Source organism: Streptococcus sp. 22.1, from assembly GCF_016648645.1.
Classification (GTDB): domain Bacteria; phylum Bacillota; class Bacilli; order Lactobacillales; family Streptococcaceae; genus Streptococcus.
The window spans coordinates 1-17,279 of sequence record NZ_JACLQK010000030.1 but is presented as its reverse complement, the minus strand read 5'-3'; the positions used below and the strand labels follow the sequence as shown (position 1 = coordinate 17,279).

Sequence of the window (17,279 nt, the reverse complement as noted above, 5' to 3'; positions counted from 1 at the left end):
GTCTAATACTTTATTATTGGTATTAACAAAAATTTTAAAATGAAAGGTATAGATTATACAATGACAGAAGTAATAAAACTAAAAAAATTGAAGAAAAATTTTAAAGGAGTATCGTCAGTTGATATAGAAGGACTTACAGTTAGAAAAGGGGAAATTTATGGTTTCCTTGGTCCTAATGGTGCAGGTAAAACCACGACAATGAAGATGATTCTATCATTAATTGAACCTACTTCTGGTTCAATTGAAATAATGAATACTCCAATTAAAAGATCAAATGATTATTTAAAATATATAGGTTCAATGATTGAAGAACCTTCTTACTATCCGAATTTAACAGGTTACGAAAATCTATTAGTTTTTCAAAAAATGTTAGGTTTTAAAGAAGAGAATATTTTAAAAACACTTGAACTTGTGGGGCTATCAGAAGAAAAAAATAGAAAAAAATTAGTAAAAGCGTATTCTTTAGGTATGAAACAGCGGTTAGCTCTAGCATTTGCCTTAGTAAAAGAACCTCAGATATTATTATTAGATGAACCTACAAATGGATTAGATCCCTCTGGTATTCATGAGATACGTGAATTGATTATTCGTTTGGCTAAAGATAAGGGATTAACAGTTTTCATTTCTAGTCATATTTTATCTGAAATAGAGCAGATTGCTGACAGGGTTGGAATTATAAATCATGGGAGATTAGTATACGAGGGAGAAATTGAAAAAATAAATACTAATAATTGGGTAGAAATTGAAGGAAAATTTGACATTGAAAGAATAAACAATCTTTTTGGTAATCATTTTAGTAATAGAAAAGTGAAATATGATGCAAAACTTATTAAAATCTGGAATACTAATAATGAGCAGATCGCTAATATAGTCCGTTCCTTGGTTGAATTAGACTATCCGATTTTTCGTGTAGAACATAAAAAAGAAAATCTCGAAGATATATTTTTAGAATTAACTAAGGAGTTATAAAATGGTTAATGCTTTACAAATAGAATTGTTAAAAAGTCGTAGGACAAAATCGTTTATTATTACAATATTCCTCATGTTCATTGGATTCTTGTGGAATACAGTTAGTACCGGTAGTGAAATCAATTCAGTAAATTATGATGGGGCTAGTGTGCTATTTAATAATCAAACAATGAATAGCCTTTTTCTTCCTATAGCTATTAGTATTTTTTCCAGCCGTATAGTTTCTAATGAACTTGAAGGGCAGACATTTAAGCTACAGGAATCAAACGGAAGAACATTAACTCAAATTTTTTACAGTAAATTAATTTTATCGACTGTTTTCTTTTTGATATTGGCTATTTTAGGAACAGTTGCAACGAATGTATTTGCAATGGTTAACGGAGTAAGTGTTCCTTTAACAATTACTATTATTCAAATTTTAGGACAACTATTGTCAAGTTTCAGTCTCATTTGTCTTTATTTAACTTTTGCAATGTTTACTGATAAACAAGGCTTATTGTTATCATCAGGCTTTATGGGTGGATTTATAGGTTTAATATTAGCATCCAAATCTACAATATTCTGGACGTTTGCTATACCGTGGGTTGGCTGTGCTTATTTATCTCCTTACAAATTTACCCTAATAAATAATTCAAACTATCTCTATAAATTTGACCAATCAATATATTTTAGGTTTTTAATATATCTAATTTATTGTTTACTTTTATATCTTCTTGTAAGAAGCATATTTTTGAAGAAAGAGAGACAAAGAAAATGAGACATTATACTTCAGCGGAATGGAAAAAACTGAATAAAATTCAGATTTTAATAGTCGGTGTTGTTTTTGTAGCATTATCATGTTTTATCGGTTTAGGTACCTATTTTGCTAATCAATCAGTTTTAATTGATGGTACACAGGATAAAGTTATGTGGGGACAATTAACTTTCTATTATACTCAGATTCTCTATTCTCCAATGCTCGCAATTTTTATAGCAATATCTTTAACTCAAGAGTTTGAAAGAAAAAACTTGGAAATGTTATGTTCAAATGCAATATCTATCAAAAAGTTACTGATAAGCAAGCTTTTAACAGTTACTGTATTAGTTATTCCAATTCAACTTCTCATACTAATTGTTTATATTATAGCTTTAGAAGTAGCTGATGTCGAACTCTCTTTGTTTGTCCTATTAACTTTAAAATGGACACTTTTATCTATTTTGAGCTCTTTATCTATTTTATGCATACAAGCATTTGTCTATGCTAAAACTAGAAGCTTTGGTCAATCAATTGGTATTTCAGCTATCGGTGCTATGGGCGGGTTCGTTCTATTGTTTTTGAATGAAAACTTGAATAAATTTTATCCGTATTCTCAACCTATGGTAGCATTGAGAAGTAGGGCTTTAGATGATTTTTCATTATTAGAACTTACTATTTTTGTCTTTGTTAATCTTCTGTTTAGTGTGATTTTTTACAGATTAACATGTTATGAACTAGAAAAAAGAGGATAATATAATTTATTTAACTGCCTTAATTGATTTGGTTAATTGTCGTTATCTAACAACTGAACTGATCTGCTACTATAGTTAGATTTGTGTTGCTAGTTTATCTAAATACATATTGATATGATTATCATGGTCGCTAGTGTTAGCTGAAAGAGCATCCTTTATGACATAATGTTCCAAACGATACAAGCTTTACTAATTCTCTATCTTACTATCAGTATAAACAAGAATTGTTTACGTTGTATCAATTTATGATAAGATATTTACTGACTCTAGAAAGTTAGACAATTTATTTAAGCAAAGGATTTAGTTCTGTACTGTATAGGACTAAGTCCTTTTCTACCTTTTGTCAAGTATATCAAGGTATCTGATGAAAAATAGTTTGAGTTCCATAGTCAAACTAAGGAAATTGTCTTTTTTAACGATAATTCAGTGTAAAAAGTGTACACTAAACCAACACCTTATCTGGTGATTTTTTTGATAAGGCGTTACAATCATATGGCATAAACAATTTTACTGATTTTGGGTAGAAGTATAATCGTAAAGTTTGTTATGGGTTATGAGGTAATACATTGTTCTAATGAGACGATGTATAGAGGCAATTGTGTGTGGTTTGGTTGAAGTCTCTTGCGATTGTCTTTTTTGTTTTAGTTTTACCTTAATACGTTTGTTGTTGTAATAATCAATGTAGTCTACAATAGCTTGTTCCAATTGGTTAAGCGACTTAGACGTCTTATCATAACCATAAAACATCTCAGACTTAAGGATGTCAAAGAAGAATTCCATCATGGCGTTATCTGGACTACTCCCTATACGTGACATAGATGGTTGGATCCTTTTAGCCTCTAAAAACTGACGATAATACTGGTGTTGAATAATGTTATCTGCTTTCTTGCCAACCACTCCTTGATATGAAGATTACTTACGTTTACGAATAATCCTGGTGGTTAAACTAAGTGCTTTCATAAGATGTTGCACCTTTTTATGGTTCACTACAAAACCACGATTTCGCCATTCAAGACTCATTCGATGATAGCCGTAATTTCTTTTTTGCTCAGTAAAAATAGCTTGAATTTCAGCTTTAAACTTTTTATCTTTGTCTAGCCCTCATAGTTGCTTAAAATGATAATAGTAAGTTGATAGCGGTAAACGAGCTGTTTCAAGAAGTAAATCTACTCGAAATCCTGCTGAAGATATTTCTCTAATTGTCTCTGTCTTTCTCGCTTTAAGGTTTCGTCACTGTCTTATAGCTCTTTTAGATAGTCTACCCAGGAACGTAATCTTTCATTCTTCTCTTGAATCCGATATGGTTCTGTCTTTCCTTTCCAAGTCTTCTTATGTTTACATCCCTTCTTAATTAGTCTCCCTCTTATTTTCTCAACAGTAGTATACTCAATCTACTTGTATTGAGATATCTATTTTTTCAACAGCGAAGGATCGGGTAAAGCATAATCCAAAGATACAGTTCTTTGTGAACGACCTTCAAGCAGAACTTTATCATTTATTTTGCTTCAATCTACGATGAAAATAAATACTTGATTTTACTTATATATAGCCCCTTTACCTTAGTACTAAGAGATAGTCTTGGAGATTTCATCTATTAATATAATCATCTTTCTCCTTTTTAAAATCCTTATCTTTAAAGTATTAAAAATAGTAAATCTATGCAAAGAATTTCCATCAATTATGAGTTCAAGATTATATAATCTCTTAGACTAGATATTCTTTCTTCCATTGAAGAGGAAGGTATTTCTGTAAGTTTATTTCACTTAAAAACAAATAATGGAATTACTTATATATTTGGGGTATTTTCGTCTTAACCGAAAATTGAAACTGTCTCCCCATATTTCAAGTGAGATGTTTTAAGGCTAGTAACACATCTTATAGACAAGAAAGTTATTTAGGGCAAAATAAAAACTAGGGGGGACCCTAGTTAGTAGTAGACGTTCATACAGGAGTATTATGAAAATAAGAATGTTAGTGTGAAGTCTCTATAATAGAAGTTAATTAAAGACGAGGGGAAAGATTTATTCATTGTTTGGGGTATGTGCCTACTAATGAGATTATAACAGTGCGATTAGAATTTTGCAACAAATTTTATTGAAAGTCAAATTCTCAATTAAGGTAAGATAACATTTCAGATTAAGCTAAAAAATTTTTTCTGAGACTAGTTAAATTGTAATTAAGGGTACCTCAAAGATGTCCATAGTTAATAATCTAATAACATTTTAGAGTTTGATAACGAATTGATAATTACATTTATATGGCTAAATAATTACTTTGTAAACTAGAAAATAATAGAATTAGATTGTATGACGATTGCGATTTAGATTATATTGTGCTATATTACTTCTTAGATAGTTTATCTATGTATCATCATCTCCCAAGGTAGCTGGGTAAACTGTGGAATATTAATGCAGAAAAACGCAGGGGCTACTCTTGCGTTTTTGCTTGAGTTGAGGGAGTTTAGGGGTAATGACAATTGTTATTTGGTGAACAATTTTAGTGAGAAGGTTGTGGCTAGCGTGATACTGATATTTTTAGAATAAATTCTTAAAAGATGAAAAGTAACTTTTTCGCAATGGAAGGAGCCAGACTTTTATAGATAGATTTTATCATATGGATTTGATATACTCTTTTATGTAGAAAAGTGATAGACGGTGGCTTTCATTCATTAGAGAGGAGTGATGCCTATGGGCAAGCATTCAAAATCTAGTAGAAAGGAGAGCCGTTTTGACAGCGTTTGAGGTTGTGCAAACCATTCAGGCTTTGGTAGTTTTACTATTGCTCTTATTGGTTTATGCTACAAACTCTTTAAAGACGATGACAAAAAAATAATCCGTCCCCACTTTTGGCGAAGTAAGACGGATTATTTTCGTTTAAAACTAGCCACCGTCTTTTAAACGGCTCTACATGGAAGTTGAGTGACTGCTCAACTTCTTTTTTCTACCACAATTTTATCAGAATAAACAATTTAAGTCAATTTATGTATACTTTTTTATATTGAGTTCTATCTATTCTAAATATATAATAGTAGAAAACTAAGGTTAAGTCATATAAATGCTTGAGATTTTGGTAGAAAGGAAGTAAAATGAAGGTACTTTCTTTTATTCCTGTAAGTTATATACTTGCAGTATATGGCAACTCCATTGGGGTTGCCTTTTTATTTATTAATTATGTAATCAACATGAACCATTAAGACTGACCTTACATAAGTACAACTTTACCAAAGATAGTGCAGCTATTCTTCTTGGTAAGAGTGATAGCTGTCTCATCAGTATTTAGCGAGTTAAGAATAATGTCACCATTTTCACTATTTTTACATACCTTCATTACGCAGTACCGCCTATCTAACCGTACAATAGCGATATCACCTGTTCGGAGGACAGAGTTCTTCATAACAAATATCACTTCATCATCGAAAAAAATAGGTTCCATGGAATTACCGACAATCTTAAGTGCTATATCATGTACTGGAATAGGCACAGGGTAGTCAAGACAGTCAACTGGGACTTCTGATAATTCAAAGCCTTGTGCATCGACTCTAGCATAAATACTGACCCTTTTTGTTGGTCGTTCCTCGTTAATGCCTATTTGTTTTTTAAGGTCGTTTTCTTTGATTTCTTTAGAGATGTGCTGATTATCTAATCGATTTTCTATGAAATCAACAGTCGCGTCTTGGTTTCCTTCATCAAGTTCCTTAAACATTTCCTCTACTTGCTCTTGCTTATTGTCGTTAATTGGTGGGTAAGCATACTTGCTTGGTGAGTCCGATAATCCTAGTAAGTAGTCTGACGTCACCCCAAATAACCCAACCAATTTCACAAGATCTTTAAATGTAGGGGCATTACTTCCGTTTTCCCACTTTCCAACTGTTTGTTGTGTTTTCCCTATTTTGGCACTAAATTCCTTTTTAGTCCAACCTCTAGCTTGTCGGAGTTTAATTAATCGGTCAGTAAACATTTCCCCCATTAAATTATTACTATCCTTACACTCTTTCATGTATTATCCCTATAACATCTTCCTAAAAAATTATAATTTTTTATAATCAAAATTATTATAGCAGTTTTAGAAACAATAACCAAATGTAGAAATAACAGTATTCAAAAGACTTAATAGACTGTATAAACTAGCTATATAAGACTGTGTCATACTGAATGAAAATGAAATAATTACTAATTTAACACTAAGTTATAATTAAACCAAATCCATGTTTTAGTAGAAAATCGTAGCTTTTTAGTTAAAGAAATATGAGTTAGATGTAATTTTATTATGAAATTTTCTTGATTGTTTGCCATAAAAATAGTAAAATCATTTCAGGACTATATTGATTAGGCAGGTTATATATATACATGGGAAATATTATTTCGGACTTGAGACAACGACGGAAATTGTCAAAGAAAACATTAGCTCATGACCTAAATGTCGATGCAGGGACTATTGACAAGTGGGAGAATGGAGCTAATATACGTATGGAAAACGTTATAGCTATAGCCGAGTATTTTGGTGTATCTACTGACGATATTTTAGGAACAAGATAATATTAATTACGAATCAAGTGTAACGAAGTAAATACCAATTTTTTTGATTGAAAATAAGAGTAGGACAATGACAACAGCAGCCAATAATCCAAAGATAATTACTTTAGAAGACCTAGAAGAAAAGTTAGAATCATTTATTTATGAATTTAATGATGACCTATGCCAAACCATTATTGAGTATATGATTGACTCAGAAGGACCATTTGCAATTACTCGATATAAGAAGTTTGGATCACCATGGTTTTATCAGGCAACTAGAGATATTTCTGATAAACTCTGGAGAAAGCTAATCGAAGAGGGAAAACCAGAGACTGAAGCTAAATCCATAGCTAAAGATGTAATATCAACGTACTATCAATATATGTTATTTGATATGTTGCTTGCGGGACAAAATAACCTAGCTTTAAAAGAAGTCCAAGTAAGGGTTTCTAGTTTGACAAATAGTCGTCAACAAAATGAGGTAAAAAAATTAGCCTTCATGAAAGGTTGTAGGGAATACGTTCAGAATTTACCATTGAAGACACTAACCAATTACATTCCTCTAGCCGAATTGTTTAAATACGCCGGTGTCGGAGTAGTTCCAGATCTAGCGAAAATTTTCAGCTTGCTTGATTCAAGTGAAGCTGGATGTTTGAAAAAAGTCGGAGAAGTTATCCATTTTGACGATGCTGCAGTAGATGAAGTGATTGAAAAAAGATTTTTAAGGAGTTCTCAACTTCGTTTCTCTAGCGGTAAACTATTGTTCAACTCAGAAAGTGTTGTATTTAAGTAGAATATAGAATGAATAAAGGGGAAAGGATATAATTTTAAGTACTTTTAAGGCCAAAGACAAATCAATACTTTTTATACACAAAATATTATGTGAAGGGGTGTATAAAGCTAATGCTATATTCTTCATAGTAACTTAGAAATTAATCACTCAAAAAAACGAGACCTTATTTATAAGGAGATACAATTAAATGGATAGTCAAACTTGACAGTTTTTTTAGCAGGGATGATAAAGGTTAGGTACTTGAGGTAAAACATTGTCTGAATGAGACGATGTATTGAAGGAACTGCATGAGGATTTGTTGAAGGTATTGTCTTTTTCGTTTCTCATAAAAGTCAGCATTATGGCAGGAATTGGTAGACTGAAAGCGACGAATATCTCCCAATTCGCCAATGATAGACGTTGCCGTGGTTTCTGCGATGCCAGGGATTGACCGTAAGATGTCATACTCTGGTAAAGGCTGAGCTAGAGCTACCAAGTCGTTTAAGACAACCTGTCTGCGTTCAGAAAGACGAACCTCTTCAAGCATTTGAGAGGTTTTCTTGATTGCACAAAAAGATAGTTTAGAGAGTTTTATAAGTTTATCAGTCAGGTAAGCAATACGCTTTTCAGAGATACGTTTGGAGGTAGATTGGCGGATAATTTCACACAAGTCACTTTGAGAAAGGCTTAATACAAACTCTTTGCATGGAAAAGCCATCAGTAAGTTCCAATATTGCTCTCCAGTTGGTGTGGATAAGAAATTTCCAATTGAGGAAAGGTGACTTGTAGGACCTTGTGCAGACGCTTTTTAGCTCGAACAAGGTCTTCTGTCATATTTTGATAGAAACGGCTTAAATCATGCAGGTATTGATAAACTTCTTCCTGCACGTAAGTTGGTTTACGATTGTACACAAGCTGAGATTTAGCCGTGTGTAAGCGTAACCATATTCTTCAAGAAAGGCTTGAAGACGTCGAGAATAGACGCCTATAGCCTCAAATATAATCTTGGGGTTATGAACAGTCTCATCGTTGACTAAAATTGCTACCTCAGAACTTGTTTTACTTACATCAATTCCAAATACTGCACGCATGACATTACCTCTTTTGTCTTGAATAATTCCATGTTTTAGTGATTCCATTTTCAATACTTGACGTCTAGCATCCAATATACTTTGATAATATTCCATCTAAAACAGGTATCTTGCCAGTTTATCAAGCAACGTCTAGTGCCAAAAGAAGTCACGACTTAACAAGACACCACTACTTCAATACAAAGAAAAAGTAGTGAGTACTCTCTCCTGTCGGAGATTTCTTCACTACTAATCTTAGTATGTTTACTATATGCTTAATACGAATTTAATATAAGTTTTTCTGAAGAAGCACTTTACTGTTATTAGCAAATGCGGGAGATATAATTAGTCTTAAATAAGAGGCATATACCAATTAGAATTCGGAATACTATAGTATCAGCCTTTTAGAATCGTGAACACATTTTAGAAACTGATAAATTAATTTAGTTTCCTACCAAAAACCCTACCAAAAATTAATTTGGCAGGGTTTTTCTTTTTAATAAATTTATTTTGGAGAACAGTTGAATATTGTTCTCCTTTTTTTATTTTCAGGAGGGAAAATGACAAAAGAATTACAATCATCACGCTATATTGTCATTTTTAGTACGTGAAATGGGAATAGATATTGTTGAGGCCATATCTCTTATGGCTGAATTGGAAAAAAGTGGATTGGTTCGCTTGGAATCAAGTGGAGATTTAATACTCAAAGAACTTGGAGGAGCACTATGAAACGAATTACTGCAAATCAATACCAAACTTCAGAACGGTATTATAAATTACCTAAAATTCTTTTTGAGGATGAGGAGGATAGGAATACTCAACCTATCTTGAAAAGAAAAGTAGAAAAGGTCACAAAATATGATCGAGATTATATTTGGGGATTGGTACAAGATCAATTTAGACGAGAAGGTTTTTCTGAGATAGCCGGTGAAATTGCAATGACTGATTTTGAGAGAATCTATCAGTATGCTCTTGACAATGTTCGCTTTGTTAGACGTGCGAAAGTACTTGCTGAATTTGTGTTTAATGGCCTATATTCCGTTTGGAATAACCGTGTTAGAAAAGGAGGTGGTTAAATGTCACCAATCGAGTGGATATTAGTTATGCTCATTTTCATTTCAAGTGGTGTGACTCTTTGGACATTGATAGTCGATCAGGAAGGGGGCTAAAGAAATGAAATTTATTGATTTATTTTCAGGTATCGGTGGTTTTCGACTAGGAATGGAAAGTGTCGGACACGAGTGTATTGGATTTTGTGAGATTGATAAATTTGCTAGAGAATCTTATAAGTCCATTTTTCAAACGGAAGGAGAAATTGAATTTCATGACATACGAGATGTTTCAGATGACGAATTTAAAAAATTTAGAGGGAAAGTCGGTGTCATCTGTGGGGGATTCCCTTGTCAAGCATTTTCAATCGCAGGAAGACGATTGGGATTTGAAGATACTAGAGGAACTTTGTTCTTTGAAATTGCTCGGGCGGCCAAACAAATCCAACCACGTTTTCTTTTTCTTGAAAATGTTAAAGGCCTACTCAATCACGATAAGGGACGGACGTTCACCACAATCCTTACCACACTTGATGAGTTGGGGTTTGATGTTGAGTGGCAGGTGCTTAACAGTAAGGATTTTGGCGTTCCCCAAAACAGAGAGAGGGTGTTTATTATCGGACATTCTAGAAAGAAAGGTACCAGACTCTTATTTACTTTCAGACGAGAAGGTCAAGCAACTAACTCTGATACTTTAAAAACATTAGGAAATTTGAATCCATCAAAAAGTGGAATGAGCGGTAAAGTTTATTATTCAGAAGGTCTTGCGCCAACCTTAGTTCGTGGGAAAGGAGAAGGATTTAAGATTGCGATTCCTTGTATGACACCAGATAGATTAGACAAGAGACAAAATGGTAGACGCTTTAAGGAATACCAAGAGCCAATGTTTACTTTAAATACTCAGGATCGTCATGGCATTGTCGTTGTTGGAGATTTACCGACTAGCTTTAATGAAGATACCCTCACCATGTCTTATCGGTTTGGTTACTATGCCTTGGATGGGAAACCAACTTTTCAGAACTACATTATCCTTGAAGCCAAACCCCATCAAATCGTTGTCGCTCCTATGGACGGGGTGGTGTCTCTTGATGGAGATAACGTCATTTTAACCAATGGAAAGGGTGAGAACGAAAGTAGGCTAACCCTGTTTAATATTGCAAATGGGCGAGCGATTGAGGGAACACGAGTGTTAGCTGGTGACGCCATTGGGGAAACCAAGGACGAAACGGGGCTGAAAATTACCTATCAAAAAATATAAAGACAAGAAGGATAAGTTGACCTTTGTCAATCCCCAGTTTAATTTTCCCAAGGTCATTCAGCTCCAAACGACTATTCTTCCTACTATTGGTCAGTTTGGGGGTGATGAATTTGCGAAGGCCAAAGCCATCTACGAGTATCTAAAAGCCAAAGGAGCGAGTCCGCAGGCTATTGCGGCTATTCTTGGTAACTGGTCGGTGGAATCTTCCATCAATCCCAAACGGGCAGAAGGAGATTATCTCTCCCCACCAGTTGGGGCAAGTGATGGCTCTTGGGATGATGAAAACTGGCTGGCGATGGGTGGTCCAGCTATATACGGAGGAGGCTATCCCAATATTCTCCACCGTGGGCTTGGTTTGGGGCAATGGACGGACACAGCAGACGGTTCGGTTCGCCACACTGCCCTCGTCAACTATGCCCACAGCCACAACAAGAAGTGGTATGAACTTGATTTACAGCTAAATTTCATGCTTCATGGAGACAATCCTTACTACACTAATTGGCTTAAGGACTTCTTTGGGAATACAGGGAGTCCAGCTAGTTTTGCCCAACTCTTTTTGACCTACTGGGAGGGCAATTCTGGAGACAAGTTACTGGAACGCCAGACCAGAGCGACGGAGTGGTATTACCAGATTGAAAAGGGCTTTAGTCAGCCAAATGGTGGGACTGCACAAAGTGATTCTAAGGCCTTGGAAAGCGTGAGAGGAGAGCTTTATGACAACTCTATACCAGGTGGTGGAGGACGGTATAGGCTATGCCTATGCCTATGGTCAATGTACCTGGGGAGTGGCGGCTCGTATCAACCAGTTGGGACTCAAACTCAAGGGCAGAAATGGAGAGAAGATTCCCGTTATCAACACTATGGGCAATGGTCAAGATTGGGTGGCAACGGCTGCAAGTCTGGGTGGTGGAACAGGCTCTACTCCAAGAGCAGGGGCGATTATCTCCTTTGTAGGAGGAAGTCATGGAACCCTTGCCCCATACGGGCATGTCTCTTTTGTCGAGAAGGTCTATCCAGATGGCTCATTTCTGGTATCAGAAACCAATGTCAATGGGAATCAGAACTATTATACCTTTAGACGGTTCTCGCAAGCGGATAGTGTCATGAGTTTTGCCTATACGACGAAATGAGGAAAATATGGTATAATCCTTATATCAAAACTTCTGAGGTTTACGTATGATTAAGGAAATAGAGGAGATTAAAAATTTTGCCAACTTACTTGAAGATTTTCTGAGAGATTCAAATCATAAGGATGCTGTAGCCTATAATCAATTGATTCAAGAGAGCCAACTTCTTTTTGGAAGTTCGTATCTGATTCATAAATTAGTGGGTATCCCGGATGATACAGATATTTCTAGTAAAATAGGAGATGATAATTCGAGCTTAATTAAGCATATAAATAAACATCATTTAGTTTCAATTAAAAAGTCAGATGAATCTGAACTTTTAAATATGGGGTACTACCATGGTTACAAGAGGTATCGATTTGTAAAAAAATATAATTCAGACGGACGTTTAAATATCAAACATTTCGAGGAAATTCGTGCCATTTATCAGTTCGACATGAATTTAAAAGGGTTGTTTTATCCGTTATTGATGTTGATTGAAACAGGTCTTAAGAATCGAGTCCTATCATCCCTTGTATCTAATGATAGTAGTGGAATTTATGATGTTTTACACAATAAATTAAATAGGTATGCAGATTATCCAGTTAATTCTAAAAAATATAATGAGGCGTACGAACATTTTGAAGCACTCAGAGTTAATATTTTAGGAACTATTTCTTATTATTCTGACAAAAATGTATCCATTAAGCATTTCAAATCTTCCGAATATCAAATTCCATTATGGGCATATTTTGAAGTAATAACGATGGGACAATTTAGTAAGATTCTTGGAGCATTAAATAAAGAGGGGAGAAATAAGTTAACAAATGATTTTCAATTCGTGCCTGATAAAATAAATTCAGTAGAACTATTAGTAAATGGATTACTAGATTTACGGAATGCAACAATGCATAACAGTGTAATTTTTGATGCTAATTTTTCAAGTGGTGTTTCGAAAATTATAAAAAATCATATTAAGTTAGAGTTGCATCTAAATAGTTTTACTTGCTTGTTCATTGAAGATTATTTTGTTTTGTTGATTTGGGCAGCGTTCAAATTGAATTTTTCAGTTGAATTACTTAATAATTACATTGATTCCTTTGAGGATATTGTTACTAAATTTGATACTGACTTGAATAACAGAGATATTCTATTTAAAATTATTAGTACAAATAGGAAGGATACGATTCAAAAATTAAGAAATTTTCTTGACTTATCTGAATAATTGTAGTAACATAGTTATATCGAAATGGGGCATACTTGTTTATGTCTGGGAGGGTCTGATGCGTCAGTCCTCCCGTTTTTTATTTCTAAGCCACTTGATTGAGTTCAGGTGGCTTTTTTGCTGCCCCTTTTTCATGTGATAATCATTTCAAGCCGTCTTTGGTAGGATTTGAGAGAAATCTAAATACCAGGAGGTAGTCACATGTTAGTCCAAGAAAAAGGCGAGAAACATGTTTTTCGGAAAAGTAGGAAATACCGTACCCTGTGTTCGGTTGCGATTGGAACTCTGATGACCGCAGTTGTTGGTCTGGGTGGTCAACCTGTTTATGCGGAAGAAGTGGTTGGAACTGGAAATCCTGCCACCAATCTAATCCAAGCGAAGCCAGATGACATTGCGGAACATGTCAACCAAGCCAATCAAAGTGATCAAGCAAGTGGTGATTTGCCCGTTACTGTACCACACGAAGAATTGGATAAGGCAGTTCAAGTCGCAAAGGGTGAAGGCGTTCAAGTTGTCACAGACAAGGATGCAAATCTAGGCAAGACAAAAACAGCTGAAGAAACAGCTACTGCTCTCTCAAAAGCACAAGCTGATTCTGACAAACAGGTTGCGGAAGTTAAGAAAGTGACAGCTGACTATGTTAAGGAAAAGGCAACTCATGCTCGTGTAGTAAAAGAAATAGAGACTGCTAATCAAGAACTAAAAGCTGCTCAAGTAAAGGCAGCTGAGACTGCGAGTCAAGTGAATCAAGAGGTCGAACAAGTCAAGACAAGAGTCAAACATCAGTATTCGGATGCTCGGATTGAAGAAAGCACGAGAGAAGTCTCTTCTGGTGACGGTCGTTCAAAAACGGATTTTGAAAACTATACCAAGCAGGTTCAGATGATTGGTATTGAGAATCAAAAGTCTTTAGCGACTTATCTGGATAAGAAGTCAAGGGCCGAGGTTATCAAAACACAAAATCAAGCCTTACAGCGAGAAAACGAGGCTGGTTTGGCTCGCATGAAAGAAGAGAATGAAGCCATCAAGCGTCGCAATCAAGCAGGACAATCTAAAGTGGATGAAGCGAATCGCCAAGGACAAGCGGCTGTTGATAAACGAAATGCGGAAAAACAAAAACTGGTCACAAATCGAGACGCAGAAATTGCGACAGTTAAAGAACGTAACCGCAAGAAACAAGAAGAAGTTGCTCGACAAAATCAATCCATTGATGCGGAAAACCAAGCCGACCTCGCACGCTACAATCGGGAATTGGCTGAAATCACTCGTGGTGAGGACGGCTATATCTCAGAAGCCTTAGCCCAAGGCCTCAACCTCAACGACGGTGAACCGCAGGCACGGCATGGGGCTAGTACCCGCAATCCTGATTCCATTATCAGTCGTGGTGATGCCTTATTAGGCGGTTACAGTCGGATTTTGGACTCGACAGGTTTCTTTGTTTATGACCACTTTGCTACGGGAGAAACCTTGCAGTTTGATTACCAAAATCTTCTACACGCTAATTTTGCAGGCAAGAAAATCACACATATACAGTATGCTTTGACCAACATCCACTCTCCTCTTGGAAAGAATGCGGTCAAGCTGGTTGTTCCCAATGATCCGACAGAGGGCTTTATTGCTTATCGAGAAGATGGCACTGGCAACTGGCGGGAGGACAAGATGGAGTTTCGCTTGGTCGCCAAGTATTTCCTAGAAGATGGCTCGCAGGTGACCTTTTCACGGACAAATCCTGGTGTTTTCACCCATTCCTCTCTTAACCACAATGACATAGGCTTAGAGTATGTTAAAGATTCTTCAGGTCGTTTTGTGCCGATTCATGGCTCTTCTATCCAAGTCACCAATGAGGGGTTGGCACGTTCGCTCAGTGCCAATCGTGCCAGTGACCTTCATTTGCCTGAAGAGTGGGACACGACTTCTAGCCGCTATGCTTACAAGGGGGCTATCGTATCATCCGTGACTTCTGGAAATAGCTACACAGTTACCTTTGGGCAAGGAGATATGCCGATAAATGCTGGAAATTTCACCTATTGAGAAAGAAATCAAAGAAAATCAAGAGCAGATGAATACAACAATAGATGAGTATGAGTAACTTAGATTCTAATCCCATACTTTTAAAGCATGGCCAAAATAATTATACTATTAGTGATATATTCCATGGTGCCAATAATATTTTTAAAAATTTAAAACAAAAACAAATTGACTTTAAAAATGAAATATTGGTTGCAATGGACAATTCTTATGAGTTGTTGTGCTTGATTATATGTTTATGGTACTCGGAAATCCCATACACAGTAATTGACAATAAAACTCCAAATAATAGGATTACGGAGATGCTTCAAATTACGGGCTCTTCAACAATAATTTGTGATAATAGTTTTGCGGATGTTATTCAAAAATTTGAGGATTTTAATGTGACTATACTCGTTTTAGACGCCTTGTTTGAGACAGTAGGAAGTAAAATAACTGATAACAACTTAGAACTGGTCGATCATTATAAGTATTTTAGAACTACTGACTCTAAAGTATATACTATTTTCACCTCCGGCACTTCTGGGATTCCAAAAGCAGTAGAGATTAATCTACAAAATTTGAATTCCTACCTTTATGGAATAATGTCGAGAGTAGTACTTGAAAAAAATTTAAAATTCTTATGGCATTCAACATTGGTGACTGATTTTGGCTATACAACTTTATTGTTAAGTTTAAGTACAGGAGGGTGCTTAATTTTACCTGATGAGAAATATGATCTCTTAAATTCATCTAAATTTTTAAATTTAATAAAAACTGAACAAATTGATTTTTTGAAAATAACTCCTAGCTATTTTCAAGCGCTTTATATGGGGAATCAAGTTACAGAGTGTAGTTACCTACCGAGAGTTGTTTTAATGTTTGGAGGCGAGGAACTATCATCCAAAATATTATCTTATTTAAATTCTATTGAAAATAGAGGTTTTTGCATATTTAACCATTATGGTCCTACTGAAACTACAATTGGGGTTATTGCTGGAGAAATATCTGATTTTTCAAAAAACAACAAAGTGCCTATTGGTATACCATTGAATGGTGTTGGTACACTATTACTAAATCAGTATGGTTATTCTGTTCCGCCAGGGGCTTTGGGGTACTTACATATCTTTGGGCCTCAAGTTGGGAAATATACGAGTCATTCAGAATCGTTTTATCAAAAGGATTTAGGAGATGATAAGATAATTACTATATATAACACTGGAGATTTAGTTAGGCAAAATGATAACGGTGAGTTTATATTCTATGGTAGGAATGACAATCAGACCAAAATAAGAGGTTATAGGGTTGAGTTGGAGGAAATCAATAAAGTTATTGAGCATGAAGATGAAGTGATTGATTGTAAAACAATCTTATACCAAAATAATTTTTATTCTTTTATAAAGATAGCTAAACAAATTTCGGATTTGGATAGTTATGTAAACGAGTGGAACAAAGTTTACGATTATAGTTATAAAAATAATAAAGAAGCTTCACTTTTTAATATAAGTGGTTGGAAGAGTAGTTATACACATGAGGTTCTACCTAAGCAACAAATGCTAAATTGGCGTAATGCAATAATTCAAAAAGTTTTAAACAATAAAAACGTTGATTCGATCTTAGAAATTGGCTGCGGTTTTGGATTATTCGCATTTGAACTAATTAATTATGTAAAAAAATATGTGGGTACTGATTTTTCAAGTGAAATTATAGACCATAATCAAAAACTTTTGCAATCTAAAAATATTGGAGTAAAATAGTCGATTCGACCAGATAAGTGAAAGAAAATCCCACAATAAATAATAATGTCTCTTATACACAACT

The 17,279-nt window shown here is 34.9% G+C and carries 11 protein-coding genes and 5 pseudogenes; 13 read left to right on the top strand and 3 right to left on the bottom strand.

All coding sequences use genetic code 11. The features are described 5' to 3' along the window. Window positions 1–60: 60 nt before the first annotated feature. From H7U04_RS10830 to H7U04_RS10820, 3 genes are read left to right on the top strand one after another with little or no spacing between them, the layout of a single operon-like run. On the top strand, window positions 61–969 hold the full coding sequence (locus tag H7U04_RS10830; RefSeq protein WP_110981380.1) for an ABC transporter ATP-binding protein: 909 nt from the start codon (window positions 61–63) through the stop codon (window positions 967–969). Window position 970: 1 nt separating this feature from the next. After that, on the top strand, window positions 971–1,726 hold the full coding sequence (locus tag H7U04_RS10825; RefSeq protein WP_110981358.1) for an ABC transporter permease: 756 nt from the start codon (window positions 971–973) through the stop codon (window positions 1,724–1,726). Further along, window positions 1,723–2,457: an ABC transporter permease gene (locus H7U04_RS10820; protein ID WP_110981357.1), complete on the top strand. Its 735-nt coding sequence runs from the start codon at window positions 1,723–1,725 to the stop codon at window positions 2,455–2,457. Before H7U04_RS10825 ends, H7U04_RS10820 begins: the two co-directional genes overlap by 4 nt. A 507-nt stretch (window positions 2,458–2,964) precedes the next feature. On the opposite strand, the pseudogene H7U04_RS11495 reads toward H7U04_RS10820, so the two are convergent. Further along, window positions 2,965–3,950, bottom strand: a pseudogene (locus H7U04_RS11495) (IS3 family transposase); the annotation flags it as partial. 1,284 nt (window positions 3,951–5,234) lie between these two features. Between H7U04_RS11495 and H7U04_RS11590 the strand changes: the two are divergent. Beyond that, window positions 5,235–5,354, top strand: coding sequence for a hypothetical protein (locus H7U04_RS11590; protein ID WP_371515008.1), 120 nt, complete (start codon window positions 5,235–5,237; stop codon window positions 5,352–5,354). A gap of 304 nt (window positions 5,355–5,658) precedes the next feature. Here the strand turns inward: H7U04_RS11590 and H7U04_RS10805 are convergent, their stop codons facing one another. Continuing rightward, a complete protein-coding gene (locus H7U04_RS10805; protein WP_230309973.1) occupies window positions 5,659–6,423 on the bottom strand; it encodes a helix-turn-helix domain-containing protein in 765 nt (254 codons plus the stop codon). Between the two features lie 380 nt (window positions 6,424–6,803). On the opposite strand from H7U04_RS10805, the gene H7U04_RS10800 reads away from it, so the two are divergent. Both H7U04_RS10800 and H7U04_RS10795 read left to right on the top strand, forming a co-directional pair. Next, window positions 6,804–6,992, top strand: coding sequence for a helix-turn-helix domain-containing protein (locus H7U04_RS10800; protein ID WP_050989614.1), 189 nt, complete (start codon window positions 6,804–6,806; stop codon window positions 6,990–6,992). 67 nt (window positions 6,993–7,059) lie between these two features. Then, window positions 7,060–7,764: a hypothetical protein gene (locus H7U04_RS10795; RefSeq protein ID WP_110981355.1), complete on the top strand. Its 705-nt coding sequence runs from the start codon at window positions 7,060–7,062 to the stop codon at window positions 7,762–7,764. A 167-nt stretch (window positions 7,765–7,931) separates the two neighbouring features. Here H7U04_RS10795 and H7U04_RS10790 read toward each other — a convergent pair. After that, window positions 7,932–8,834, bottom strand: a pseudogene (locus H7U04_RS10790) (transposase). Window positions 8,835–9,604: 770 nt separating this feature from the next. On the opposite strand from H7U04_RS10790, the pseudogene H7U04_RS10785 reads away from it, so the two are divergent. The 7 genes and pseudogenes from H7U04_RS10785 to H7U04_RS10765 form a co-directional block, all read left to right on the top strand. After that, window positions 9,605–9,889 (top strand): annotated as a pseudogene (locus H7U04_RS10785) (replication initiator protein); the annotation flags it as partial. 97 nt (window positions 9,890–9,986) lie between these two features. Next, entirely contained in the window at window positions 9,987–11,120 is a 1,134-nt protein-coding gene (locus H7U04_RS11490) for a DNA cytosine methyltransferase (protein WP_306765934.1), read from the top strand. Window positions 11,121–11,136: 16 nt separating this feature from the next. After that, window positions 11,137–11,685: pseudogene (locus tag H7U04_RS11555) on the top strand (phage tail tip lysozyme); the annotation flags it as partial. Window positions 11,686–11,833: 148 nt separating this feature from the next. Beyond that, window positions 11,834–12,250 (top strand): CHAP domain-containing protein, encoded by a 417-nt coding sequence (locus H7U04_RS11550; protein WP_311633657.1) that lies wholly within the window; start codon window positions 11,834–11,836, stop codon window positions 12,248–12,250. A 46-nt stretch (window positions 12,251–12,296) separates the two neighbouring features. Continuing rightward, on the top strand, window positions 12,297–13,451 hold the full coding sequence (locus H7U04_RS10775; protein WP_110981354.1) for an Abi family protein: 1,155 nt from the start codon (window positions 12,297–12,299) through the stop codon (window positions 13,449–13,451). Window positions 13,452–13,652: 201 nt separating this feature from the next. Further along, a pseudogene (locus H7U04_RS10770) lies at window positions 13,653–15,467 on the top strand (GbpC/Spa domain-containing protein); the annotation flags it as partial. Between the two features lie 65 nt (window positions 15,468–15,532). Further along, window positions 15,533–17,215, top strand: a complete 1,683-nt coding sequence (locus H7U04_RS10765; protein ID WP_201059759.1) for an AMP-binding protein — start codon at window positions 15,533–15,535, stop codon at window positions 17,213–17,215. The last annotated feature ends 64 nt before the right edge of the window (window positions 17,216–17,279 follow it).